This is a genomic window from Dyella jejuensis, from assembly GCF_044904675.1.
Lineage (GTDB): Bacteria > Pseudomonadota > Gammaproteobacteria > Xanthomonadales > Rhodanobacteraceae > Dyella_B > Dyella_B jejuensis.
In genome coordinates this window covers 189,036-214,088 of the sequence record NZ_JADIKJ010000002.1, presented here as the reverse complement: position 1 = coordinate 214,088, position 25,053 = coordinate 189,036, and the positions used below count along the sequence as shown (strand labels likewise).

The window sequence follows — 25,053 nt, the reverse complement described above, 5'->3', positions numbered from 1 at the left end:
GATTTTTCATTAACGCCAGTTGGTTCCCGTCACCATGTGCTGCCACAGGCGAGCGCAGGGACGGCCGACCTGTCAGAAAAGGATCACCATGCCTCGTTCGACCCGTCTGCCCAATGCGCTGCCCTGGCTGCTGGTGTCGGCCCTGGTTATCGCGCTGGACCAGCTCACCAAGCTATGGGCGCTCGCCGCGCTGCAACCTGCGGGCATGCCGCATCCGGTGATTCCCGGTTTCCTCAACTGGACCTTGGCCTTCAACACCGGTGCGGCTTTCAGCTTCCTCGCGCAAAGCGGCGGCTGGCAGCGCTGGTTCTTCGTCGTGCTGGCGGTGGCGATCAGCGTGGCCCTGGTCGTATGGCTGGCACGCACGGCGCGCCGCGAATGGCGTACCGCCTTGCCGCTCGCACTGGTGATTGGCGGTGCGCTGGGCAACCTTATCGATCGCCTGCACGCCTCGCAGGTAACCGATTTCATCCAGGTGTATTACCACGACTGGTATTACCCAACGTTCAACGTGGCCGACTGCGGCATCAGCGTTGGCGCCGTACTGCTGATCCTGTTTGGCCTGCGTCCGGCGAAGGCGACGCTTTGAGTTCATCGACAAGCCGGTGAACGCCGCCGTCAAGCTTTGACCGAATGAACCTGGCATAGGTCGAAGTCATGTTGGCGGACGTGGGCAAGAGAACTCTTAAGACGTAAAAAAGCCCGCTGTGATGCGGGCTTCTCGACTTACCTTGAGTTTCGTTGCTACGGCTTGAAACTCGTCACTGGTACGGTGATAGGACTCGAACCTACACGACATCGCTGCCAGTGGATTTTGAGCTTTATCGGGTGCGATAGCCTCGCTCTACGCTGGAACTCGCCAAGCCTTGCCGGGCTTGGTTTTCTGGGAGATTGGTCCCGTTTAGCCTTACGCCATGACAGGACTCATCGCGACGAGCTTGCCGTTCGCCGGGCTCCCGGTCAGTTCCTGATCTCGACATCGAACAGGAGGCGTCATGGCTATCACCAAGCTTACCAAGGCCACTATCGAGAAGGCTCTGTTTACTGGCAAAGACTACGAACTGCGCGACACCATCACTCCTGGCTTTCTATGCAAGGTGACAGCGGGTGGCCGCAAGGTATTCATGCTCCAGTACCGCACGAACTGGGGTGAGCGCCGCAAGCCAGCGATCGGGCGATTCGGTGAGTTGACCGTCGAGCAGGCGCGATCGATTGCACAAGACTGGTTAGCTGATGTGCGCAGAGGTAATGATCCGAGTGCCGCCAAGCTCGCTGCGCGTCAAGCACCGACGGTCAAAGAGTTGTGTTCCCAGTTCATAGAGGAATATTCCATGCCGAGGAACAAGCCTCGTACCGTCGAAACCTACCGGTGGTACATCGAGCACCGCATCATCCCAGAGCTTGGCCGGATGAAGGTACCGGATATCACACGTACGCAGATCACGGAGTTCATGCGTCACATGAGCCGTACGCCCGTGACGGCTAACCGCACACTCAGCTGCGTCCGGAAGATGTTCAACCTGGCCGAGATGTGGGGATACCGACCCGATGGCTCCAATCCATGCAGGCACGTGCCCAAGTTCCCGGAGAAGGGGAGAACGCGCTACATCACCGACGAGGAGCTTGGCCGTATCTATGCTTACCTTGATCGGGCGGATGTCGAAGGATTGGAACATCCGTTGCTGACGCTGGCGATCCGCCTGCAGTTTGAGTTTGCGGCGCGCATGTCTGAGATCCGTCTGCTCGAATGGGCCTGGGTCGATTTCGAGAATCGCCGCGTGGTCTGGCCGGATAGCAAGACCGGCAACATTTCCAAACCGATGAGCCAGGAGGCCTATCGCCTGCTGTCCAACGCCTTCCGTATTGAAGATTCGCCCTACGTGTGCCCAAGCATTTTCGACGGCAGCATTGCTATGCCGGAGGGTACCTACGTCAACGGTTGGAAACGTATTTTGGAACGAGCCAAGGTGCTTCACGTCGGGACGCATGGCATCCGCCATCGGGCCGCAACCGATATCGCCAATTCCGGTGTGTCCGTGAAGATCGGCATGGCACTGACCGCTCACAAGACGGCCGTCATGTTTATGCGCTACGTGCATGCCGAGGACGATCCCGTGCGGGCAGCGGCGGAAAAGGTAGCCAGCCGTCGGAAAGACACCATCGGCAGCAATGTTCCACTCGACGATCCCGGACCTGTGACCGTCGAGCAGGGCGTCGCTGAGCAGACACGCACGAGCTTGGGCAACTATCGTCCATTTCGACACCGCAAGAGCCCGTCGCGCGCCGTGCCACCCGGCACGAAGCGCGTCTCAGCGTAACTTGAGTCTGGTGCGCTGGAGTCGGCTATCGCGTGAGCTCCTCACCCGAATTGTCGTGACAGTGACACGACAATTCGGGGCCAGATCGCTGGGCCCGCTGCTGCTCCTTGTTCCCCTTTGACTTTAATTCGTTTATAAACGAAAATGACTACGTACCGAATCGAGCACTACCTGACGGCCGACGGGCAGAAGGATCTCTACATCGACTGGCTGCGTCGCCTGCGCGATAACCAAGCCAAGGTGGCGATCATCCGGCGCGTGGCCAGGATCGAGCAGGGCAACTTTGGCGACCACAAGTTCTGCCGCGATGGCGTGTGGGAATTGCGCATCGATGTGGGATCGGGCTATCGGGTCTATTATGCCCAGTCGAGCCAACGGTTGGTGCTCTTACTGTGCGGCGGCGACAAGCGCACGCAGGGCACGGACATCGACCGAGCAGTGGACTACTGGCACGACTGGCAACGGAGAACCGACGAATGAGAAGCAGAACCCATGACGAAGCGATGGCCGAGCTATATCACAGCGATCCGGGCCTCGCACTCGACGTCATCAACGGCATTCTAGAGGACGGCGACCAGGCCGAGCTGCTGATCGTGCTGCGCCAGCTCGCCCAGGCGTTTGGTGGCGTGCAGGCGGTGGCCGAACAGGCACACCTGAATCCGACGCAGCTCTACCGTACGCTCTCACCGAAAGGCAATCCGGCGTTGAACAGCCTGACTGCTGTCCTCAAGGCAATGGGCTTGCGGCTGGCGGTACAGCCGCTCGCCTCATCGCCGCCTGCCCACGCCGCCTGATACCTCTCGTATCGACCGTAGAGATGATAACCCGTCAAGCCATCCGCAAGGTACAGACAATGCTGCTTGGCCTCGGCTTCGACGATGGCGAAGTTCTGTCAACAAAGGCGGGCTCGCGCTCAAGCTCAACGAACTGATGGACCAGCGCGGCCTCAATCAGACCAAGTAGCGGTGATCACCGGCATGACCCCGACGAAGGTGTCCCAGGTCCATCGCTACAAACCCCAGGACGTTTCGCTGGAACGACTGATGTAAGCGCTCGTCTCGTTGGATCAGCGCGTCGAGATCATTGTGCAGGCGGCTCGTCGCGCGCATGTGGCGGCATCATGGTATGGCCTGGTATCACCCGCTATGTTGCGGCAGCTGATGAATGGGTCGCCGGCCGGATGTGGAGGCCTATCTGCGTGCCAAGCTCAGCCGGGACAATGCTTCATCGCATCAGCTAGGTTCCCCATCATTCGTGCACGAAATCCTCGTGTATCGACTTGAAATACATCATCCATGGCTTCCAATCCTTTGAGAAGAACCTCGGACGCGCATAAGTAAAGGCCATGCAGGTCGTCTATGATTGCTCCGCTTCGCACGCCCTCGATTTCATCGTCATATTCACTACGGACGAATTGCTGCTCGATGTCGTGAATATTCCCATGTACTGCGTCGCTGAAGACCGTATACGCGGTGAGATACCAGTCGTGAAGACCGGCCACTTTGGCCATCTCTTCGGTTGACATTTTTTTGGCTTTGGTGGATTTCGCGATACCTTCGGCCTTCTTGAAGGTTTCGTTGCCGAAGCGCGATGCCAATGGTGCCCGCAGATTTTTCGACCATAGATGTGATTTAAATATCTTTCGCTTGATCTCGCGATCGCCAGACTGCACGAATGCTTCCGCCATACTTGGATCTTTTGTAATAGCCGCCAAGGCGAACATTGATTCGAGGGCCGTCCGTAGTAGTGCCATGCATTGCACTTTGTACCCGTGCTCAGCTACGAGCATCGCCGCCGATGTATTTGACGTAGTTCTGGCAAAGAGTGCCATTACTAGTAGATGCTGCAAGCTGTCGATGGGGAATGATCGGTCATGTTGCAGTTCTCGGGCCCGAGACTCGATTTCAGCATAAATGGCAATCCAGATCGCGTACCTTTCCCTAACGACCGCCTTCACGGTTCCGTAGTCAATTTGGTAAGTCATCTTTCCATGCTCCTCCTTGGCGAACACAAGATTGTGCTGCCCTCAGCCTCGCACGAATAGTTATTGATGTTCCCGCACGCTCCCAAGGATGCAAACTTTCATATGCAGATTGGTAGATAAGGCGCTTATTGCTCATCGCAAAGATCAGCAAGCAATGTTGCAACTACGGTTTCCTCGGCGATGGCGATGCCATGCTGTTGCATGGTTGGTGCGAGTCGCGAATCCCATGTGGCCGTCACACTCATCTCCTCTAGGTTATGTCGTGAGTGGAAGCTGGCGCGCGTAGCGGCTTCGTAATCGCTTGCGCTCAGACGCCAGGGCGTAGCCTGCCAAGTGCGGATTACGAAGTTGGCAATGCCAATGCCGGGCCAATCAAAGTCGCCGTGGTAGTGCAAGCATGCACCGGCCTTCTGCAGTTGATAGAGCAAGGTGCGTTGCGCTGCGGCTGGCATGCCATCGGTGCATACGAGAGGGGCGCAGTGGGTGCCCAGGTCGTCGGCGGCGATCGCCAAGACGTTGGGATTTTCACAGACAAAGACGGATTTGCCGGCTACGGCCCATGTCGGTGGGGTGCGCAGCAGTTGGCGGAGCGAGAGATACGCCGGTTCGCCACGGATCCAGAAGGCCTGCGCTGGGTCAGCGACGGGCAAGTTGAGTAACAGCGCCGGACGGGCGAGTTCGTTGACGAGGACGCCGGCTCGCGCCCAGACATCCCGCTGGCGTTCCTCGGTGGTGGCCGGGTTAATCAGTTCGGTTTCGGCGTCTTCCACCGCATCCGCGGAGCGGCTACGTTCGCTATGGCGCCACGCCGCAAGTACGAGACTAGCCACAGGGCGGCCTGCATCCAGTGCGTGGGCGTCGCCCATAACGCTGGCGGCGAGTTGCGAGCGCGGTTGGCCTTGCGCTGGCAGGTGGTGGAGTATGGCATCTGCCGCGGAAAGCAGTTGCGCCGCACCCTCGGGGGTGCGGCCCAGGCGTTTGAGGCGGGATAGCACGTCTGGTGCTCCATCCAGCCAAATACGCAGCACGCCTTCCATCGGCGTCGAAGCGGCCAGCTCGGACCACTGTTCCTGCAGCGCTTGGCGCAACCGCGCTTGCGCGATAATCGGACCATCCAACTGTTCCAGCGCATCACGTAGCGAATCGGCCAGACCTGCTCTTCGGAGCTGTTCGTCGAGTTCGATGATATCCAACGTCATCGATCGTGCCATACGCGAGCGCCGGCCAGTCAGCTGACACAATGCGGTATGGGCTGCGGAGGTGAGCTTGTCCAGGCGAATAGAGAGCGGTGGCACGCCTGGTTTGGCATGTTCGAAACGGCGACGAAGCTGCTTGCGAACTGAAGCCATCTCAGATCCACCGAGCAGGCGTTGTAGGCGTGGGTCGGTTTGGCGAGTCATGATGTCGGAAAGCGTCGATTGGGGTCGTGCGACTGCCGTTTGGCGCGGCCATCCCATCTCCAGCGAGAGACGAAGACTGCGTCGATACCCTCACGACGCTGCAGGTCACAGATCGCGACGCCGGGCAGCTCTGCATAGCAGGCCCATTCGCGCTCACTAGTGATGACGAAATCCAGATCGAACTCGCGCACCAAACCCATGCAGTGCGCACGCGCAGTATCGTCGATCCCGGCGAAGGCCTCGTCGAGCAGCATCAGGCGAGGGGCCAATGGGCTACCTCCGTGCCCGTAGAAGCTGGCGATCGCCGCAAACAGTGGTACGGTCAATCCAAGCGCACGTTCGCCACTTGACGCGGGGCCCGATAGCTTGCGCCAGCTGCCGTCCTGCTGGCGTTGGATACGGAAGCGGTGCCAGTGCCGGTAATCCAAGGCACGGGCGAGTTGGTCGATGAGGCTGCTGCCTACGCTGTCGGCATCGGCACGAGCACGTTCGGCGGCTATCTGTTGCTGGAGCATCGTTCCAACCATGGAGCGCTCTTCAGCGGACCACAGGTCGGGACTCGTATTGAGCAGACGCTCTCGTGCTTCTTCCAGCCCGACCGGGGCACCTTCTTCCGGCGTCAGAGGCACCCATTGCAGTCGATAGCGCACGCCGGTGGTAGTCGGGCGCTTGTACAACTCTTCGTTGATCATGTTGACGCGATCGTCCGCCGCACGGATTAGATGCTGGATTTCGGAGGCGATCTCGGCTTGCAGATGGTTCTCCAGTACCTCGCGCTCCTTGGCCGAAAGCAGTTCGCTGCGTTGCGCAATGTCCTCTGCCAATACTCGCGCGACCAGATCTGGCCGCTCTGCGTGGTTTTGGTACTGGATAGTGACGGTGAGTCCGAAGTCAGTCGGTTCCGAAACGGCCTGATGGCCTAAGGCGCTGAGAGACCGCTGCAGTTCGTTGAGGTCTTCGGCGATCTGCTTTTGCACGCGGGACCAAGCCGTTTCATCATCGGCGACATGGCTTAAGGCCTGTTCAATACGGCGCGCCAGATTGAGCACCGGGTCGATGCTCCATTGCGTGGGCAGGTTAAGGTCGGGTAGGGCAGACGCCAGTAGTCCACTGACGGCGAAGCGGTGCAACCGTTCGGCGGCCTCGGCGCGAAGGTTGCTGCGCTCGACCAAAGCTTCTTCTTTTTGCTTGGACTCGTTTTCGGCAACGGCGCGCTGCTCGCCTATCGCCGAACGTCGCTCGATGGCGTCCCCCAGTGCCGTTTCGGCCTGCTGGAGTTCTACCCTGGCCTTGCGTAATGCGTCCAGCAAGGTGTCCACTTTGACGCCGATGGATTGCCGCAACGTCTCGAAACGAGTGCGGGCCTGCTCGGCCTGTTCCATAGCCAGGGTCACGCCGTGTTCGACCTCATCTAGCGCGATACGCGCTTCGCCCTCTCGCTGGTGTTGTTCGAGGTGGGCAGGCCATGCCCGACGCCATTCATTGGCCGCGTGTCCTAGCTGGATTTGGGCCCGATCAAGCTGTTCCAAGAACTCTTCGGCTTCGAGCAAGCGTTCGGCCTCGATTGGCAGACGCAGATCGGTAGCGTCGCGTTTCATTTGCTCACGTGCGTCACTTACTGCAGCTTCGGCCTGGACGCGGCGTGCATCGGCTTGTTCCCACCGCCGTCGAGCTTGCTCAGCTTCCCGTCCGGCGCCGGTTGCCTGAGTGATGGCTTCAAGCAACGGACGATCGGAGGGGGCTTCTCGGTACTCCCGCTCGGCTTGCCGGCGGTCGGCAATTAACTCTGCACTCTCTTGCTCGAGCTCACTATCAGTCATGTCAAGTTCGGCGAGACACGCGGCGATGTCCTGCAGCCTGCGCTGACGCGCTTGCTCGCGCGCCGTATGGCCAATGTAAACCGCCTCCGGCTTTCGCCATGCTCCGGCCAAGGTACCAAGGCGGAAGCGGCCCTCCGGCGATATCCAGGCTTCTGTAACGTCGTGGTCGTCCGATGGGCCATAGGCCACACTGGCCAGCACTCCGGTCAGTGCCGCCGCGGTCACTGGACAGTCTTCTGGCAAGGCTGGAAGGAGGACGTCCCTTAAACTGGCACCTGCCACTTCCCCGCGGCGGAGCCAACTAACATCCTGCCACGGCCGGCCTTCGTCATCGGTCAAAGCGCCGTCTGGCGACAACCAGGCATCGAGCAAGCCGCTCGCTTCCAGTGCGGCTTCAAGGCCCGCGCGCTCTACTACGTCCATTTGTGGATGGAAGTCCACCAATCGCCATAGGGGTGCGCCGAGGCGCTGCATACGCACGTCGGCAGCACGGGTGTTCGGCTCGGGAGGGAACGCATCCTCGCCGGCCAGGAGCCGATCGCGCTCGGCCAACAGTTCAGCACGGCGTTGTTGCGCAACTTTGCGTTGCGCATCGAGCGATGCCTCCCTCGTGGCGTAACGGTGCAAGGCTTCCTGCCAAGCGCCGGTCAGCGCGGCCTGTGCCGGATTATCCCCTTCGGGCTGGGCTGACCATTCGGCTAGCAGACGTAGCAGGGCGTCAGCATCGACGCTCAATTGCCCCATATCCACGCAATGCTTGGACCATGCTTGGATCAAGGCGTCGCCGGCCTGTTCGGCGCGCTGGTCGGCCTGTTCGCGTCGCAACAGCGCCTCATCCCATTCGTTGCGGGTGGATTGGGCATTATCCAGTGCCAGCGTCAGTGCTTGCTGGCAATGATTCACCTCGGCGTGACGCTGGCGAAGAACCTGAATATCCTGACGCCGCCGTGACACGATCTGGCGAAGGGCATCGGTCGTCGTGCATGGATCAGGCGGGGTTGCAGCTAGCGTCTCGGTGGCCAGAGCGAGGAGTGGATTGGTGATGACGTCGGCGTCGACGCCAATACGACCGGCTGCGTCCAAAAGGTAGCTGCGGGATGACTCGAATTCGCGACGTGCGCGCTCGGCCTGTTCTTCCCGTTGCCGACCGAGCTCGGCTTCACGCTGCAGCCTGATTTTCGCGTCGCCGCGCTTGGTGGATGCAGCGGCTGCATCCCGCTGTCGCTCGTTTGCATCCTTTTCTGCCTGGGCCAGGCGATTGGCTTCCTTGTTGTCGGGATCACTCTGAAGGGTGTCCAGACGTTCCTGTGCTGCGGCTTTGGTCTGCTTTGCTGTATCGAGCGCTTCAGCGGCAGCTAGCTCTGCTGCCTGAACTTGCTCGAAGGCTACTTGCGCCGAGTTGCGCGCCTCACTGGCATTGTCGAAGCCGGTCTGCGCTTGTCGCAGTTCACGGGCCTGACGGCGTGCCAACATACCCGTATAGACGTGATAGCGTCGTTCAAATTGAGTAACTGCCGCCTCCAGATGACGAGCCTCTTCGAGCTGGCGTCGATCCTCCTCCAGCTGATTGAGTGCAAGGGCCACGTCACCCAGCAGCTGCATGGGAAGCGGCGGCAGGGATTCGCTCAGCGCCTGGGAGAGGCCTGCTTCGTCCGGCTTCTTCGAGAGCTGCGGCTGACGCAATTGGATCAATGTGTCCATCAGCGCGTCGTAACGGTGCTGCCCCAGTTGAAATAGGCGTTCGTCCACGGCCCTGCGATAGCCTTGCGTGTTGTTCTCGAAGACGTGGCCGCGGCCGACCAAGGCGTCACGCAGACGCTCTCGGGTGAGCACTTGGCGCTGAGCATTGATCAACCAAAGGTCTTGACCGAGGCGCGGATCGCCGGTGATCGCATCGCCTTCGATCAGGAAGTACCAACTGTCCACATGCGAGCGGCCGGCTACTGCCGATAGCCCTGCACCCAACGTCAAATAGCGGGCTTCGCCGTCGTGTTCGCGCCGACCGAATTCGATCCAGCTATAGCCGATGCGGCGCTCGTAACTACCCCCCATCAACAGGTTCCAGGCCATTTTCTTGGTGGCGTCGCCATCTGGTTCGACTCGCGAGGAGCGCAATTGCGCATCGAACAGCAGCGGCAGGGTGAGCGATAGGACTTTGGACTTGCCCGTGCCATTGTTGCCTCGCAGGAGCAGGTGGCCATCGTGGAACCAGAACTCCTCGCTGTCATAGCGGAACAGTTCGACCAGCCCCAAGCGCAAGGGCTGCCAGCGTTCACGCTGCGGTTCGGGCAGTGAAGGACGTGAGTTATCGGAGGGCTGGTCGGCAGTCATGTGTCGATGTCAGGCAGGGTTGTGTTGCCGTTGTGCAGGGGAGTGGTATCAGAGGTGCCGCGGACATCAACCTCGCCCAGCGAGAAGCGCGCAATGGCCGGCAACGGCGTGATGGCGTTGGTTTCGCCGGTGAGCAGGCCAAGGCGGCGCAAACGCATCACGGCGATCTCCGCCAGCTCCTGCTCGGCCCCCGATGCGCGAGCCGACTTGCGCCAGTAACGACCGTAACGACCAGCCGCTTCGCGCAGGAAGGCGGCGATCTCCCTCTCGGAGACTTGAAACGGCTCACGCGTCTGTCGTAGGCGCCCGGCCAGGTATTCGGCCACCAGCAGAGTGACGTGCGCTTCGGTTCCCTCGGCAGGCATCGCTACGTCGGTCAATTGGCCACTTTCGTCGGCTAATGCGAGCCCCTCGGCGCGTTGCTCGGCGATAAACCCGGTGGCCTCACATAGGCGAGCAGCGAGCACACCGCGCTGGTTGACGAAATACGCACGTGCTGACTCATCCAGGGTATCTACGTAGAGCACGGGATCGTCGAGCAATCGTCGCGCCAAGTGATACCGCATCGCATCACGGCGCCCTTGCTCGCTGTCTACGATGAAACCGCTTACCAGTGCATTCAGACGGCTTTCGGTATTTCGGGGAGCCTCGTCATGGCGCCAGGTCGAAGGGCCGCGTACGGCAGCCAACAAACCGGCCAGCAGTCGCCGATTCACGTCGTACAGAGCATCTGACTGCTGCCAGCCATGCTCGTGGACAAAGTTGTCTTCTTCTCCGACAACGCGTTCGAGCACGCCGTAATCCAAGAGCGTGCGGCAGACCACAACCAGCTCGCGGCGTTCGGCAGCGCTGCGCAGGGTGAAGGTGAACCCCCATGTGTTGAATGCCGGGTCGGCCGCCTGCTGCATAGTGCGCTCGCCGATGTGGTGCAGGGTGATCTGTGCATCGGCTTTTTCCAAGATCACGCAGGCAAGACATAGCAGGATATAGCGGCGGCGATCGTAGTCCGGCAGACCCCGGGTCGGATCGTCTAGGTCCGCGGGGCGTTTATACAGACGTGCACCTTCCCGATCCACATGCAACGGCCAGCCAGTCTCGCGCGAAAACCAATCGCGCAATCGTTCTGCTTGATGGCGAACGGCAGCAAAATCGGGATGGTTCGGTGCCATCAGCGGGCGCATCAGCAGGCCGCGTAGAGCTCGGCGGAATTCATCCTGCTGCTGTGTTCTTTGCAGTTCGCCGACACGCAAGGCAGCGCGGCGTGGAGGACGGGCGCTCATACGTCGTTCTGCATCGGTCGGATGGTCAGAAGATGGTCGCGGCCGCTGAACACTCCGGTCGGCGTACGAATCTCGGCATGACTATCAGGAGCGAGCGGCTCCAGGCGCAATAGGAGCAATCCGTCGCCGCTCGGCCGTTCGATCGTGTGCTCCGGACCGGCTTGCTCGGCCAAAGCCTCGCCCAGCACGGTTAGGAATAGGTTGAAAGCGTGAGTATCGAGTTCACCCAGTTCCGACAATCGTGTCGGCCGGCCCGTCGCCAAGCGTTGCCGCGCCGCCTCCATCTGGCGGGCTTCCTCGGCGAGCTGCTGGGCCATGAGCGCGCGTTCATGGCTTCGGTCGCGCACGTTCGCCAACCTGCCTCGCGGTGCGGCTTCACCGTACTCACGCAGGCGCGGATTGATCGTCAGTGGCGGAGCGTCTAGCCACGACGTGCCCGGTGGTACATCATCTTCGGTGGCGGCCTCGAGCGAGAAATGGCGCGCAGGGTTGAGCGCAAACGCGACACGCGCGAGGCGGTGAGCATCTTTATCGCTGTCACAGGCAGCGAACCACTCGGCCAGAACACGGAAATCGGCCGAACGATCGCTGCGCCCGCTGCGACGCTCGTTTACCGCTGCGATAGCGCTCAGCAACTGGGGGATTGCGGCCCGGGCCCGAGCGCGTAGCAGTTCGGCCTGGGGCGGTTCGTTTCCTTGGGTGAGAAACCAGCCACGCAAGCCCCTCCAACGCTCTCGCCAGGCTTCCCAGCGTTGCGTGGCTTCGTGCGCTTGCTCTTCGGCATCGCCGGGGGCGGCGTCGCGTGCCTCTCGTTCGGCAATCTGGCGGAGAACATCATCGACGATGGCCGACAGCTCATGCAGCGTCCGGGCGATGGTATCGGAGCGGCGGATCAGGTCGCCCATAAAGCGCTCCAGATACTCGATTAGGCGGCGCTTGTAGGCGACCAGCACGGTCGCGTCGACCTGCTGAAGTTCCAGGCTGCGGGCTACCCCAGCCATGAAGGCTTGTGCATTGCCCGTCAGGCCCTCGAATATGCGCACCAGGCTACGCAGAATGTCGTGGGCCTTGGCCACGTCAAGGCTGTCGCCTGCCGCGGTCTCACTGAGCAGCTGCCTCAGTGCTTGCAGGCCGCTATCGATGTCTTCCAACGCGACGGTCTGCAATTCGGCACGATGGCGGATGTGGTGCTCGAAGCTTTCCAGGCCGGTTTCGGCGGCCTCGCCGCCACGTGAGAGACGGTAGAGAAATTTTGCACGGTAGTAGTCATTGAGCGTGGATGCACGCGACATATCCGGCTGCGATTCCAGATTGCCCCAGCTGGCCAACTGCGTTAGCGCTGCAGAGATCTCTTCCAGGGATGGGGGCGCATCTCGCCAATCCGCTTCGGCAAGCACCTCGTCAGGGCGTAGTTGAAGGCGGTATTGACGCTTGGCCGTAGCGAATACCTCCATGACGGACCGATAGAGCGGCGCTTTGTCCGCAGTGACATGGCGGAAGAGATCTGAGGAAGAGGATGGCCAAGTCGAGCGTTGTTTCACGCTGTCCTGCTCCTGCGGTCGCATGCCGACCACCCAGATATGCCGCCAGTCATACAGTCAGTGTGCTCCACCGGCGTAGCTCCAAGATCAGTTCGCTGCGTCCTGCGGCCAATCCTCGGGAACCAGCGCGGGCGGTTTGGCCCACGGAATCTCGACCAAGGCGTCCTGGAACCACTGCTCGCGAAGGTTCGCGTGCTCGGTGACGATCAACTGGAAACCAGGAGCGTCCTCCTGGGTAAACTTCAGCAGCAGTTCGAACAGCCGGCGAACGGCATTGAGGTCTGCATCGGACTCGGTCCTTTGCACCGAGCCGTCGGCATCCTTGTACACCTGCTCGGATGGGAAGTAGACCTGGGTCGGCTGGTCGATCAGGAGAAAGCGCGGGATCGGTCGGTTGCTCTTGACTGCGAACAGATGCAGGGCGAGCAGGGCCGAGAGGTGGTAGGCCAAGTGGTTTTCGCCGCCGCCGGTCCGGCTCATGGGGACCGGACGTTCGGGCCGATCGAAGATAATCGTCAACTGGGCTAGGTCAAGTCGGGCAGGGTAGGCGCCAAATTCAGCATCGAACTTCTGGATGTATCGCGTCACCTGCGCGGCGATATTATTGAGGATCGAGGCTAAGCGTTCGTTGCTGTCGTCGGAACCGATCTGTTTCTCTAGTTGCTCCACCTTGAGCTTGAGGCGACGATGATTCGCTTCTAATTTGGCGATATCTTCGTTTGGCAGAAGGGTTTCCAGGAACAGGCTAATGCGGCCGACGACGCGCGCGGCCGCATTGTTGCGTGTGCCCATTTGGGCAATGATCTCATTGGTCGAAATCGCTGCGGAAAGCTCTGCTTCTTTCTGTCGGATGGTCCCCACGATCTCATCCGCCTTGTCGTCCAGCTCGGTCAGATAGGCTTCGAGCTTAGGCCGCTGCCCAGTGGCGATGCGCAATTCCTTGTCGAGCGATGCCAGTTCGTTGAGTAGGACAGTGGCGACGGGCGATTCCAGCGCCAGGTTCCGTTCGCTGAATGGCCATTGCCACTCGCCAGTCTCGGGGTTGCTCGGCAACGCCTTGATTGAAGCCAGTCGGTCCAGTTGTTCGGCGGCCTCGCTTTCGTAACCACCGGCACGCTTGGCAAACTGTCGCGCCGAATCGATCCTGACTTGGGCGTCACGACGATTCTTGCGCAGCTGACTTAGATCTTCTTCGAGCTGTGAAATCCGGCTCCCGTCGTCATCAGGAATCGACTCGGGCTTCCACGTCAGGCTCGACCTCAATGCCTCAATGATCCCATCGGCATTGGGGTTCTCGTCAGTCTTGCCGATGATGCCAACCGCTTTGGCTTCGGAGTAGAGGCCGATGGCCTTCTCGTGCGACGTGTCCACGGCGTCGCGCACCTGCTCCAGCTGCTTCGTGTTGATCCTCAGATCTCGTTGCGCCGTGCGTAGCTTGGATTCCAGTTCGTAACGGTCGTGGGAGGAGACTCCCAGCAGGATCGGCAGTGTGTCGCGGATCGCCTGCGGCTGGAACTGTTCATTTTGGCGGTAGAAAAGCTGGTCCTTGTTGGCGACAAGCCCCTGCTTCTGGAATAGGTAGTAGAGCGTATGTTTGACGTTCGCGTCGAAGCTGTTCCGGCTATGTTCGAGGGCGACCGCGGTGCGGTTCTCGGGAATACCGAGCAAGCGTGATAACAGTTCGACGATGGCGTCGTCATCCGTGTTGACCGCCAGCTCCTCGAACGAAGGCGCCTGCAATTGGCTGCCCCGCCGAAGCATCGCGATGCTGCAACTGGCTCCACCATCGGTCGGAGTCGGCTTGGCGACCAATACCTGCTCGTTTGCGAATTGGTAGATAACGGCGAACCAGGCCACCTTGTCGCGGATGACGCCTTCGGGGACGTTGAAGGAAGAGCGCCCCATGCAGTACTCGATGATCTCGGAGAGCGCCGACTTGCCGGTGGAGGATCGGCCGGTGATGACGTTGAGCCCGTCCACCTTGAACTGAAGATCACGGCGCTGGCCGTCGTGGCTATAGATATGGATGGAACGGATCTTCATGGACGAATTCCAAAAGTCGTGTAAACGGTCACCCGGTCAGCGATGCGCGCGAATTCCTTCCCGACGATGCGCGCCACTTTCTGGCAGGAGACGGTTTCGTCAGTTCCCTTGACCGTTTTGCGCACCTTATCGGGCACGGTCTGAATGCATCCGTCAGGTGCGATGGCGATACAGCCTCTTTCCATCAAGAGGCCGAAGCCTTCGAACGCATAGGGCAGCATGTTGGTGACCCGGTCGGCAAAGCCAACCATTACCTGTGGGTTCTTCTCTGTGGTCTTTAGCAAGTAACTGCGAGGATTGTTGGCGATCACTTCGCGCGAATCCTTGTGCAGACACAGAGGCAACACCAGCAGCGAAAGCGAGTAAGGCATGCCGCGGGCATCTTCTTCTTCGTAGCTATACAGGGCGCGAAACAGGATCAAGCCGCAGAAGGCAGGGTTGAACAGGTTTCGAATCTCGAAGGGGCGTTGATCCCAGCGTTTCACTTAACCACCCCCAGCAGATCGCCGAGACGGTCGAGAAAACGAGGATGCCAATAGACTCTGGGATCAGGCACGGTGTCCGCGAGGATGTGAAAGCTGCCGCGGATTACATAGGATTCGGTAACACGTGCGCGGATGCGAAGGGATTCGATTTTCCCGGTCTCAAATTCTGCCCAGTTGTAGAGGGTCTTGCCGGCTTCCAGCAGTGCATCCTCGGCACTGTCCATGTTCAAGTCCTCGAAGGCGACATCCCTGTAACGGCCCCACTCGTCGGCCAGACGGTCCTCGTATTCCTCGATCTCTCCCGATACCAGCAGGTTTTCACGTGCCCATGTGGATCGCTGCTCGAATGCCCTGTAGTAGTCCATGATTGCACTTCTGATTCGGTTCGAGGAAATGCCGATCTCACGCAGCTGCATCACGAAGAGCCGCGGGTCGTTTTCGGTATCGATTTCGCCGGGAGGCACCTTCCCGCGGAACATGATGGGGAGGTTGTCGGATTTGTATTCCTCGGCATAGGCGGACAGCTTGTCCGAGACCTCGAAACCGAAGATTCCTTCCGCCTTGGCGCCAGTCAACTGCTTGATGACTGCGTCGTTCCACCAGCCTTCAAGCCGCTCGAAGACAAACTCGCGGTGCTCGCGCCGAATGCTTCGCATGTGCTTGTCCTTGATAAGCGCCGGGATGTCGCCGATGCGCGGGCTGCTATCGAGGATCAATATGCGCTCAAGGAAATCCTGCTTCTCAGCAGCGCTCAATTCGTTGAACTTTTTTGCAATCTCGCCGATGAGTTTCGACTTTGATTTGCCGAGCGCTTTCTCTGCCAGTTCGACGAGCGTGGTTGCTTCTTCCGAGGCAGTGGATTGATCGGGGAGGAGGTGGGTGAGAAACGAACCAGTCGAAACGACGCCGGTCGTGAACAGGAAGAATCTAAGGTTCGACGCGCTGCGACCTTCGCGCTTGTAGCGTACCAGCCAGATGTTGACGGATTTCCAGAAGTCCGTCGAAAGGTCAGTCAGACTGTCGCCGACCGCCTTGTGCTTGAGGGAAGCCAATGATTTGCCGCCGTCGCCGTCGACGAAATCCAGATCGTCGTCCTTTTCTAGGAAGACGGCGGTGTCCTCGGGCAACTGCAATAGGTGGAGCAGGGCGAGCCGCGCTTGGTAGATGTATCCCAGCCCCTGTTCGCCGGCTGAAAATTTGTCGGTGGGTGCATCGCCCATGCCCAAGTCCCTATGAAAATTTCTTGTGGTTGAGTCTCCCGACGACATAGCTATAGCAGGGGGGGCATCGTTTCCGACGCGCCATACCGAACTTTGACTTTCCCCCTGGTGACTATGGCCGCAAACCAGACTCGCGCTTGCCTACCACCGTCGATAGTAACAAATTGCGAAGGATTGCCCAGTTGGGTGGCTAAGGTTCCAGAAATGAAAAAGCCGCCCCTGTATGAACAGGGACGGCTTCGAATTGGTGCCCGAGGTCGGACTCGAACCGACAAGCCTTGCGGCGGAGGATTTTCTTCCCACTTCGGCTTTCGCCGCCGTCCTGCACAGGGCCGGGCGTTCGTGGTCTGGAGCACGCCTTCACCGTAGCGCCGCGTGTGACCGCTTTGCCGTAGGTGCCCGCCGTCTGCTCTCTACACCTTCCCTTGGACCTTTCGATCTCTGGGCTTGGCTCGGCATTAGCTCGGACTCGCATCCAGGGCCTTCACCGAGTTTGACGGGCTTCACCTCTGGGGTTTCCCCCGGAGGGCTCAAATTTGGTCTGAGTCCTCTGCGTCTACCAATTCCACCACTCGGGCGTGACGCAACTTTTTACTTCAATTACTGCACAACTTTATCAGGTTCTGGGCCGAAGGATGCTGACCCCTGACTGGCTCCTGGTCAAAACGACGAGTCTTCGACCAGGTACTTGACCACTACAAACTTATGCCGTTTGAGATGCAGATTTGGCACTACGCTGAACTCGTCGCGTACCAAAGAGGCAAGTAGCTTTTGAGTCCACCGCGTCTACCATTCCGCCACACCGGCACGTGAGCGAACGCCCATTATGCCGATTTCAGTTCACCGGGTCGAGACTTAGTTTGCGGTCCTGGCGCTCGTAGCAGCGTTCCTCGCCCCTGGGCTGGAATACGGCGCAGTGGGTCATGTTGCCGGAGTAGATATGCAGGCTCACGGCCACGGTATCGTCGCTGGGGTTGCGGATGGTGTGGTATTCGTGGGGCGGGATCAGGCTGCCGGCGGAGCCGGGGCCGGCCTGGATCGAGCCGACCGGCTGGAACCGGTACAGCTCGCCGTCGCCAGCCAGCTTTTCGTACTGCACCACTTCCAGGGCCCCGCTCCATACTCCTTCGACGCACCACATGCCGCAGTGGTCGTGGATGGGCGTGCCTTGGCCGGGGCCCCAGGTCATCGCCACCACGCAATAGCCGTGGTCGTCGCTGTGGTACAGCTCGCGGCGGGCGTAGCGGTCCTCGGCGGGCTCGAACACGCACTCGGGCAGCACGATTTCCTTGTTCTGGATCAGCTTGCACAAGCTGTTGCGCAGGCTGTCGGTGATGGCGGGCGTGGAACTCTTGGAGACGGCGTCGTCGATCGCATGGATCAATTTCTGACAGCCGGGAAATTCCGTGGTAAGCATGGCGATCTCGGATAACCAGGGATGCAGGTGGCCCTGTATTAGAAAACGAACCGGCTGAAGCCCGGATAAGGCTTCTCTGCTAGCCTTCCTGCGATCAGTACCTGATCGGAGCCGGGAGGGGACATCCATGGGTGTGACGGTGATTGTAGCGTACCGGCCCAAGCCAGGGCGCGAGGCCGAGCTGGAGGCGCTGGTCCGCGAGCACGTGCCATGCCTGCGCACGCTGGGCCTGGTGACCGAACGGCCCGCGCAGGCCATGCGGGCGAAGGATGGCACGATCGTCGAGATATTCGAATGGCAGGATGGGGCGATCGAGGCTGCCCACAACAGTTCGCGCGTGGCGGAACTGTGGGAGCGTTTCGGCAATGCTTGCGACTACGTGCCGCTACGCGAACTGCCGGAGGCGGAAGCCATGTTCGCCCAATTCGAATCGATGGCGCTGTAGGTCCGTCAACGCAGGCGCGCGAGAAAGCCGCCGATCGCGCGGCTGTAGTTCTCGATATCCACCAGGAAAGCGTCATGGCCTTGCGGTGAATCCAGGGCCACGAATTCAACTTGCGCGCCTGCCGCTTCCAACCCTTCGGCGATCTGTTCCTGCTGCTCCAGCGGAAACAGGATGTCGGTGCTTACGCCGATCACCAGTGCCTGCTCGATGCGGATGCGCTTCAAGCCTTCCAGCACGCTGCCATGCCCGTATTCGGCGATGTCGAACCAGTCGCTGGCGCGGGATAGATACAGGTAACTGTTGGGATCGAAGGTGCGCACGAAGCGCTGCGCGTGGCCTTGCAGGTAGGACTCCACCTGGAACTCGAAGCCGAAGGGCTGGTCCTCGCGCTGTTCGGGATCGAGACGGATACGTGCGAAGCGTCCGTTCCATTCCATCGCCGAGCGATAGGTGATCACGCCAAGCTTGCGCGCGATGCTCATGCCGCTATCGGGGTGGTGCTCGTCGTCATAGGCGCCGCCATTCCAGTGCGGATCAAGCCGGATCGCCTCGCGTTGCAGCGAGCGGATCGCGATGGCGAACGGCTGCGCCTGCGGCGCGGTATCCACGCTGACATGCGCGTGCACGCTGCCGGGATGCAACAGCATGTAGGCCAAGGCGCTCATGCCGCCCATCGAGCAGCCGATCAGGCATGCCAGCTTGTCGATGCCCAGGCTGGCGACCAGTGCGTGTGCGGCATTGGCGACGTCTTCCAGCGACAGCTCGGGGAAGTGCAGGCGATACGGTTCGCCGGTGGCGGGATCGATCGAAGCCGGGCAGGTGGAACCTTTGTCGCTGCCCAGCGAATTCATGCAGATCACGAACCAGCGGTCGCTGTCGATGGCCTTGCCGGGGCCTAGCATGTCTTGCCACCAGCCTGGCGAAGGATCGGCCGAGTTGGACGCTGCGTGGGCGCTGGGCGAAAGGCCGGTCAGCAGCAGCACGGCATTGTCGCGCGCCGCGTTGAGCGAACCCCAGGTTTCGTAGGCGACGTGCGCGCCGTGCAGCAAGCCGCCGCGTTTCATCGCGAACGGCGAGGGCAGCTTGAAGTATTGGCGTGCGTCGCTCATGGTCGATCCTGAAAATGGCGTGCGTCAATCATGTATTTGGTCGATCACGATGCTGATTGGCGTCTTGCTGTCCACGGCTACCACGCCGGCATTGCCTTCCAGGTCGCCCGCCTGGGCCGCGGCTTCGCCGCTATGGCTGACGCGCGCGCCGACGAAGACGCGCTGCACGGACGATAGCTTCATCGACGGCACCATGCCCATCGCGTCGGTGAGCGTTACCGTAGTCGGTAACTGGCTGGCGCCAAGCCGGGCGACGGCAAGCGGCATCGGCGGGCCGTGTTCCGCGCGGGCGTAGACGAACAGCGTATCGCCGGCAGCCATTTTTGTTTTGAGCGCGGGCGCCAGCGCAACCTTGACCTGCAAGGCCGGTCCCGAGGTGCCGGATGCCGCGGCGCCCGAGTCCGCAGCCTTCGCCGGGGCGCTGCCTGCGCGCGCATCGGCCATGGCGATCTGCTGTGTAACGGCCTGGGCCACGCTGGAGCCCGGTTGCAACTGCGGTTGCAGCAAACGCCAGGTGGCCGCCGCGTCGGCGAAAGCGCCTTGCTGGTAATCGCTGATGCCAAGCAGCCACAGGCCGCGTTGGTTGTCTGGCTCGAGCTTTACCGCCTGTTGCAGCAGTTCGCGTGCATGACCCTGAATGCGATGGTCGGGGCGCGCGGTCGAATCGGCTGCCGCCCAGCCGACCATTGCCGCGGTGTCGTTCGGCGAGAGTTGCAGTACATGTGCAAACGCCGTGCGGGCTTCGTCCGGTTGTTGCATCTGCATGGCGGCCTGCGCCAGCAGCGCCCAGCCTTGGGCGTCGTCCGGATGGCTGGCCAGATGCGCGCGCAGTTCGTCGAGCGCCGTGTTGATGTCCGTCGCGCTTTGCGCTTGCGTCTGTACGCCGCCAAGCGTGGAGGGCGTGCCGACCGCAAGGTAAAGCAGCGCGGCGCCCGCCGGAACAACCAGTGCGATCAACAGCATCAAGATAAATATGCCGCGCGGCCGTCCGGACTGCCGGCCATGACGCAGCAACGGAACCAGCAACATTGCCAGCGCCACGGCGATCATCACCGTAGCGACGAGATAGAAAACAGTTTTCACCAATCGTCCCCATGGTCGGGCGGTGCGGCGGGCGTGCCAATGCGGCTGCGTTTGCGTATCGTGTAGCCGACCGCGCATCCGCCTGCGAGCAAGATCAGCAGGGGACCAAACCAAAGCAGCCAGGTGCGGGCATTGACTGGCGGATCGTACAGCACGAAATCCGAATAGCGATCCACCAGGTACTGCTTGATCTGTTCATCGGTCTTGCCCTGCTGCATCAACTCGAACACTTTATGGCGCAGATCGCGGGCGAAATCGGCGTTGGAGTCGGCGAGGTTTTCGTCCTGGCAAACCAGGCAGCGCAGCTCGCTGGTGAGGTGCTGGAAGCGCAACTCCTCGGCATGGTCGCGGAAGGGCAATGGATCGATGGCCTGGGCGACGGCGATGCGAGTGAAAGACATCACTGCGATAGCCATCGCCATCGCCATCACCATTGCGATGCGGCCTGCCATGGCGCGGCTTGCTCTGTGCCGTGGGGAAAGAGGCGCGATAGGAAACCTGCCTTGCGAAAGAAATATTTTCCTTTGCAGAAACCGCAGCCATCGGTTCGAGGTTGCACCGGTCATGGCGAGCGCGCCCTGTCCGCCGGGCTTTCTCCCTGCCGGGAAGAAGCATCTTGCAGTGCTGCGATGGCGGGTTTGAGCTGCTGTGCAATCACTTCCGGCGTCAGCGGACCGATGCGCTTGTAGCGGATGACTCCGTTGCCATCGATCAGGAAGCTTTCCGGTGCACCGTAGACGCCGAAATCGATGGCGGTATGCCCGGACGAATCGGCGATCACAGTGTCGTAGGGATTGCCATGTTGCGCAAGCCAGGCCTTGGCGTCGTTCGGATCATCCTTGTAGTCGTAGCCGATCACCGGAATACCGAGGCTTTTGGCCTCGGCCATCAGCACGGGATGTTCCTCGCCGCAAGCGAAGCACCAGCTGGCAAAGACGTTCACCAGGTAAGCTTTGCCGAGCATGGCGTTCTTGCTGACGGTTTGCGCGGGATCGTCCAGCCTGGGCAGCGCGAAGGCCGGCGCCGGCTTGTTGATCAGCGGCGAGGGAACCGCGCTGGGATCGTGCGAGCTGTTCCACCAGATGCCGAAGCCGAGCAACGCGGCGAGCAGCAGAAATGCGAAAAACGGCAACAGCCGGCTCATGCCTGTGCCTCCTGCGCGGGCCCGCCGATCGGGTGTGTTGCTTCCGCCTCGCGCTTTACCCGGAAGCGCCGATCGGCGGCACTGACGAAGCCGCCAAGCATCATGAACAGTCCGCCACCCCAGATCCAGCGGATGAAAGGTTTGGTATACAGGCGCAGCGCCCAGGCGCCCTCCACCTGATTCGGATCCATCGGCTCGCCCAGCGCGACATACAGGTCGCGGGTGATGCCCGGATCGACCGCCGATTCGGTCTGCACCTGTTCGTGCGTATAGGTGCGTTTCTGCGGATGCATCACCGCCACCGGCGCACCGTTGCGCGTGACGGTTACCACGCCTTGTTCGGCTACCCAGTTGGGTCCCGTAGTCTGCGTGACACCGTCGAAGCGGAAGGTGTAGCCGCCGACGACCGCCACTTGTCCGGGCGCCATGCGCACGTCGCGTGTCACGCTGAGCGATTCGGACAGCAGCACGCCGATCAGGAAGATCGCCACGCCGGCATGCGCCAGCAGCATGCCGGCCATTTCGGCGGGATAACGGCGGCCGCTTGGCAGCTCGCGCCAGCGCTTGACGATATACAGCGCCACGCCCACGCCGACCCAGACCGCAGCGGCGACGCCGGCGATGGCTTTGAGTTGCCCCTGCACGAAGAACGCCGCGATCGCTGCGCAGGCGACGGCAGCGATGCCGGCACGCGCCAGCACCTGCCTGAGTACCGGCATGTCGCTCTTGCCCCAGCGCAAGTACGGGCCGAATGGCAACAGCAGCACTACCGGCAGCATCAGCAATGGGAACAGCAACCCGAAGTAGGGTGGCCCCACGGAAATCTTGCCCAAGTTCAAGGCATCGCCCAGCAGCGGGAACAACGTGCCCAGCAGCACCATGGCGGCGGCCACGGTAAACATCAGGTTGCCGACCAGGATCGCGCTTTCGCGCGAGACCAGCGCAAAGGCCTTGCCCCCCGCCACCTTGGGCGCGCGCAAGGCATAGAGCAGCAGCGAGCCGCCGACCACCACGGCAAGGAAGCACAGGATGTAGGTGCCGCGACGCGGATCGGAGGCGAACGCATGTACCGAAGTGAGGATGCCCGAGCGCACCAGGAACGTGCCCAGCAGCGACAGCGAGAAAGCGAACAGCGAAAGCAGGATGGTCCATGCGCGCAGCGAGCCGCGTTTCTCCGTTACCGCTTGCGCATGGATCAGCGCCACGCCCACCAGCCACGGCATGAAGCTGGCGTTCTCCACCGGATCCCAGAACCACCAGCCGCCCCAACCCAGTTCCGCATAGGCCCACCAGCTGCCAGCGACGATGCCGCAGGAAAGGAAGCCCCATGCCGCGTTTGTCCATGGCCGCGCCCAGCGCACCCAGGCCTGTTCCATCGAACCGCCCAGCAGCGCCGCGATGGAAAACGCGAAGGCCACCGAGAAACCGACATAGCCCATGTACAGCACGGGCGGATGGAAGGTCATGCCTGGATCCTGCAGCACCGGATTGAGGTCCGCGCCATCGGCGGGCATTGGCAGCAGCCGGCCGAACGGATTGGAGGTGAACAGGATGAAGCAGAGAAAGCCGGTCGAGATGATGCCGAGTACGCCGAGTACTCGCGCCACGAACACGTCCGGCAACTGGCGGCTGAACAACGCCAGCGCAATCGTCCACAGATTGAGGATCAGGACCCACAGCAGCATCGAACCTTCGTGCGCGCCCCACACCGCAGCGATGCGGTAGTACCAGGGCAACTGCAAGTTCGAATTGTCGGCCACGTATTGCACCGAGAAATCGAAGCGCAGGAAGGCCCACACCAGGATCGCGAACGCGAGCGCCACGAAAACCGCCTGCCCGCTGGCAGCCGGGCGTGCCACGGCGATCAATGCCCGGTTGCCGCGCCAGGCGCCGATCAGCGGCAGGATGCTTTGCGCCAGCGCGAGCAGCAAGGCGAGGATCAGCGCGAGTTGGCCGAGTTCCGGGGTCATGGCGAGGGCTTGTCCTGATTGGCGGCCTCGTCGATCGGCTTGCCCGCATGGGCCTTGGCCATCGCATCCTTCAGTTCTTTGGGCATGTACGTCTCGTCGTGCTTGGCCAGCACTTCGGTGGCGACAAAGCGGGCGCCAGCCATGTGGCCGGTGGTGATCACGGATTGGTTCTCGCGGAACAGGTCCGGCAGGATGCCGGTGTATTCCACCGGCATGGCGCCGCTGGCATCGACCACGGTGAAGGTGACTTTCAGCGAATCATTGCTGCGCTGGATCGAACCTGCCTTCACCATGCCGCCCAGGCGGAAGGTCTTGTAACGCATCGCTTCGCCCGCCTGCACCTGGCTGGGCGTAAACAGGTAGTTCATGTTCTGCTGCAGCGCATAGACCACCAGTGCCGATGCCACGATGACGGCGGCGAGTACCGCGATGACGATGGTTAGCCTGCGTTGGCGCGTGGGATTCATGGATGAGGATTGCTCTGCGCTTCGCTCAGGAAGATGCGGTGGAAGGCCGGATCGCGCGTTCCTTGCGTGCGTCCTGGCGCGCGATGCGTTCGCGCAGTTCGCGCAGCAGGCGGCGGCGGCGGAAGTGCGGCACCAGCCAGTCGGCCAGCAACACAATGAAAAATACCCCATACGCCGGCCATACGTAGGCGGCGTAGCCGCCCATGGCGAAAAAAGCATGCAGCGCCGCGCCGCTCACCGGCGCACCTCGCGCGCGGCGATCTGCCGGACCCACTCCTTGCCGCCTTCCAGCGCCAGCAGGTCCGTGCGGACGCGGCCGGCAAGGCTGGCGACGTAGTAGCACTTGGTGGCGATCATCATCGTCAGCAGCGGCCAGATCATCGACGGCGCGATGCTCGAAGGGCCGAGCAAACGAATGGTGGAACCCTGGTGCAAGGTGTTCCACCAATTCACTGAGAAATGCACGATCGGCACGTTGACGATGCCGATCAGCGCCAGGAACGCGGCGGTGCGCGCACCCTGGCGGCGATCCTCGAACGAGTGGTACAGGCCGATCACGCCCAGGTACAGGAACAGCAATACGAGTTCGGAGGTGAGCCGCGCATCCCACGTCCACCACGTGCCCCACATGCGCTCGCCCCACAGCGAGCCGGTCACCAGCGTGATGAAGGTAAAGGCGGCACCGATCGGGGCGGAAGCCATCGCCACCACTTCCGCCAACTTGATGCGCCAGACCAGCGCAATGAACGCGGCGATACCCATCACCGCATAAATGAAAAGGCTCATCCAGGCGCTGGGGACATGGATGAAGATGATGCGGTAGTCATCGCCCTGCTGGTAATCGGGCGGCGCCAGCACCAGTCCGCCGTACAGGGCGACGAGGCCGAGCAGCAGCGCGAGCGCGATCGCCCACGGGCGCAGTTTGCCGGCAAAGCGGTAGCACACCGGCGGCGAGCTGAGCTTGTGCAACCACAAGGGAATCCAGTTGGCGGCCAT

The 25,053-nt window shown here is 61.2% G+C and carries 22 protein-coding genes; 5 read left to right on the top strand and 17 right to left on the bottom strand.

The features are described 5' to 3' along the window. Positions 1-88 precede the first annotated feature (88 nt). From lspA to ISP15_RS02665, 4 genes are all read left to right on the top strand, one after another. Positions 89-589, top strand: coding sequence for a signal peptidase II (lspA, locus tag ISP15_RS02680; RefSeq protein WP_404544800.1), 501 nt, complete (start codon positions 89-91; stop codon positions 587-589). Between the two features lie 406 nt (positions 590-995). Beyond that, entirely contained in the window at positions 996-2,318 is a 1,323-nt protein-coding gene (locus ISP15_RS02675) for a tyrosine-type recombinase/integrase (protein WP_404544795.1), read from the top strand. A gap of 144 nt (positions 2,319-2,462) precedes the next feature. Then, on the top strand, positions 2,463-2,798 hold the full coding sequence (locus tag ISP15_RS02670) for a type II toxin-antitoxin system RelE/ParE family toxin (RefSeq protein WP_404544794.1): 336 nt from the start codon (positions 2,463-2,465) through the stop codon (positions 2,796-2,798). Continuing rightward, on the top strand, positions 2,795-3,112 hold the full coding sequence (locus tag ISP15_RS02665; protein ID WP_404544791.1) for a helix-turn-helix domain-containing transcriptional regulator: 318 nt from the start codon (positions 2,795-2,797) through the stop codon (positions 3,110-3,112). The genes ISP15_RS02670 and ISP15_RS02665 overlap by 4 nt, the downstream gene beginning before the upstream one ends. A gap of 413 nt (positions 3,113-3,525) precedes the next feature. Here ISP15_RS02665 and ISP15_RS02660 read toward each other — a convergent pair whose 3' ends face one another. From ISP15_RS02660 to ISP15_RS02620, 9 genes are all read right to left on the bottom strand, one after another. Next, positions 3,526-4,302 carry a DUF5677 domain-containing protein gene (locus ISP15_RS02660; protein ID WP_404544789.1) on the bottom strand — a complete coding sequence of 259 codons (777 nt, stop codon included), beginning with the start codon at positions 4,300-4,302 and terminating at the stop codon, positions 3,526-3,528. 125 nt (positions 4,303-4,427) lie between these two features. Next, entirely contained in the window at positions 4,428-5,651 is a 1,224-nt protein-coding gene (locus tag ISP15_RS02655) for a TIGR02679 family protein (RefSeq protein WP_404544787.1), read from the bottom strand. Between the two features lie 47 nt (positions 5,652-5,698). Continuing rightward, on the bottom strand, positions 5,699-9,853 hold the full coding sequence (locus tag ISP15_RS02650) for a TIGR02680 family protein (protein ID WP_404544785.1): 4,155 nt from the start codon (positions 9,851-9,853) through the stop codon (positions 5,699-5,701). Beyond that, complete coding sequence (locus ISP15_RS02645; protein WP_404544784.1) at positions 9,850-11,133, bottom strand: TIGR02678 family protein; 1,284 nt, start codon at positions 11,131-11,133, stop codon at positions 9,850-9,852. Before ISP15_RS02645 ends, ISP15_RS02650 begins: the two co-directional genes overlap by 4 nt. Next, the gene (locus ISP15_RS02640; RefSeq protein ID WP_404544782.1) at positions 11,130-12,674 is read right to left on the bottom strand and encodes a TIGR02677 family protein; all 1,545 of its coding nucleotides are present in this window, start codon (positions 12,672-12,674) and stop codon (positions 11,130-11,132) included. Before ISP15_RS02640 ends, ISP15_RS02645 begins: the two co-directional genes overlap by 4 nt. A gap of 87 nt (positions 12,675-12,761) precedes the next feature. After that, positions 12,762-14,717, bottom strand: a complete 1,956-nt coding sequence (locus ISP15_RS02635) for a DUF3732 domain-containing protein (RefSeq protein WP_404544780.1) — start codon at positions 14,715-14,717, stop codon at positions 12,762-12,764. Beyond that, on the bottom strand, positions 14,714-15,202 hold the full coding sequence (locus tag ISP15_RS02630) for a three component ABC system middle component (RefSeq protein WP_404544778.1): 489 nt from the start codon (positions 15,200-15,202) through the stop codon (positions 14,714-14,716). The genes ISP15_RS02635 and ISP15_RS02630 overlap by 4 nt, the downstream gene beginning before the upstream one ends. Next, the gene (locus ISP15_RS02625) at positions 15,199-16,422 is read right to left on the bottom strand and encodes an ABC-three component system protein (protein WP_404544775.1); all 1,224 of its coding nucleotides are present in this window, start codon (positions 16,420-16,422) and stop codon (positions 15,199-15,201) included. The genes ISP15_RS02630 and ISP15_RS02625 overlap by 4 nt, the downstream gene beginning before the upstream one ends. An 835-nt stretch (positions 16,423-17,257) precedes the next feature. Beyond that, the gene (locus ISP15_RS02620; RefSeq protein ID WP_404544773.1) at positions 17,258-17,839 is read right to left on the bottom strand and encodes a cysteine dioxygenase family protein; all 582 of its coding nucleotides are present in this window, start codon (positions 17,837-17,839) and stop codon (positions 17,258-17,260) included. Between the two features lie 127 nt (positions 17,840-17,966). Here ISP15_RS02620 and ISP15_RS02615 point away from each other — a divergent pair, with 127 nt between their 5' ends. Further along, positions 17,967-18,284: a hypothetical protein gene (locus ISP15_RS02615; RefSeq protein WP_404544771.1), complete on the top strand. Its 318-nt coding sequence runs from the start codon at positions 17,967-17,969 to the stop codon at positions 18,282-18,284. Positions 18,285-18,289: 5 nt separating this feature from the next. Here ISP15_RS02615 and metX read toward each other — a convergent pair whose 3' ends face one another. The 8 genes from metX to ISP15_RS02575 form a co-directional block, all read right to left on the bottom strand. Further along, positions 18,290-19,393: a homoserine O-acetyltransferase MetX gene (gene metX, locus ISP15_RS02610; RefSeq protein WP_404544769.1), complete on the bottom strand. Its 1,104-nt coding sequence runs from the start codon at positions 19,391-19,393 to the stop codon at positions 18,290-18,292. A gap of 24 nt (positions 19,394-19,417) precedes the next feature. Beyond that, complete coding sequence (locus tag ISP15_RS02605) at positions 19,418-20,476, bottom strand: tetratricopeptide repeat protein (RefSeq protein ID WP_404544766.1); 1,059 nt, start codon at positions 20,474-20,476, stop codon at positions 19,418-19,420. Beyond that, positions 20,473-20,910 (bottom strand): cytochrome c-type biogenesis protein, encoded by a 438-nt coding sequence (locus ISP15_RS02600; protein WP_404545323.1) that lies wholly within the window; start codon positions 20,908-20,910, stop codon positions 20,473-20,475. The genes ISP15_RS02605 and ISP15_RS02600 overlap by 4 nt, the downstream gene beginning before the upstream one ends. A 128-nt stretch (positions 20,911-21,038) precedes the next feature. Beyond that, positions 21,039-21,620: a DsbE family thiol:disulfide interchange protein gene (locus ISP15_RS02595; RefSeq protein WP_404544765.1), complete on the bottom strand. Its 582-nt coding sequence runs from the start codon at positions 21,618-21,620 to the stop codon at positions 21,039-21,041. Further along, entirely contained in the window at positions 21,617-23,590 is a 1,974-nt protein-coding gene (locus ISP15_RS02590) for a heme lyase CcmF/NrfE family subunit (protein ID WP_404544762.1), read from the bottom strand. Before ISP15_RS02590 ends, ISP15_RS02595 begins: the two co-directional genes overlap by 4 nt. Continuing rightward, positions 23,587-24,057: a cytochrome c maturation protein CcmE gene (gene ccmE, locus ISP15_RS02585; protein ID WP_404544760.1), complete on the bottom strand. Its 471-nt coding sequence runs from the start codon at positions 24,055-24,057 to the stop codon at positions 23,587-23,589. The genes ISP15_RS02590 and ccmE overlap by 4 nt, the downstream gene beginning before the upstream one ends. 25 nt (positions 24,058-24,082) lie before the next feature. Then, positions 24,083-24,280, bottom strand: a complete 198-nt coding sequence (gene ccmD, locus ISP15_RS02580) for a heme exporter protein CcmD (protein WP_404545322.1) — start codon at positions 24,278-24,280, stop codon at positions 24,083-24,085. Positions 24,281-24,291: 11 nt separating this feature from the next. After that, positions 24,292-25,053 (bottom strand): heme ABC transporter permease, encoded by a 762-nt coding sequence (locus tag ISP15_RS02575; RefSeq protein ID WP_404544758.1) that lies wholly within the window; start codon positions 25,051-25,053, stop codon positions 24,292-24,294.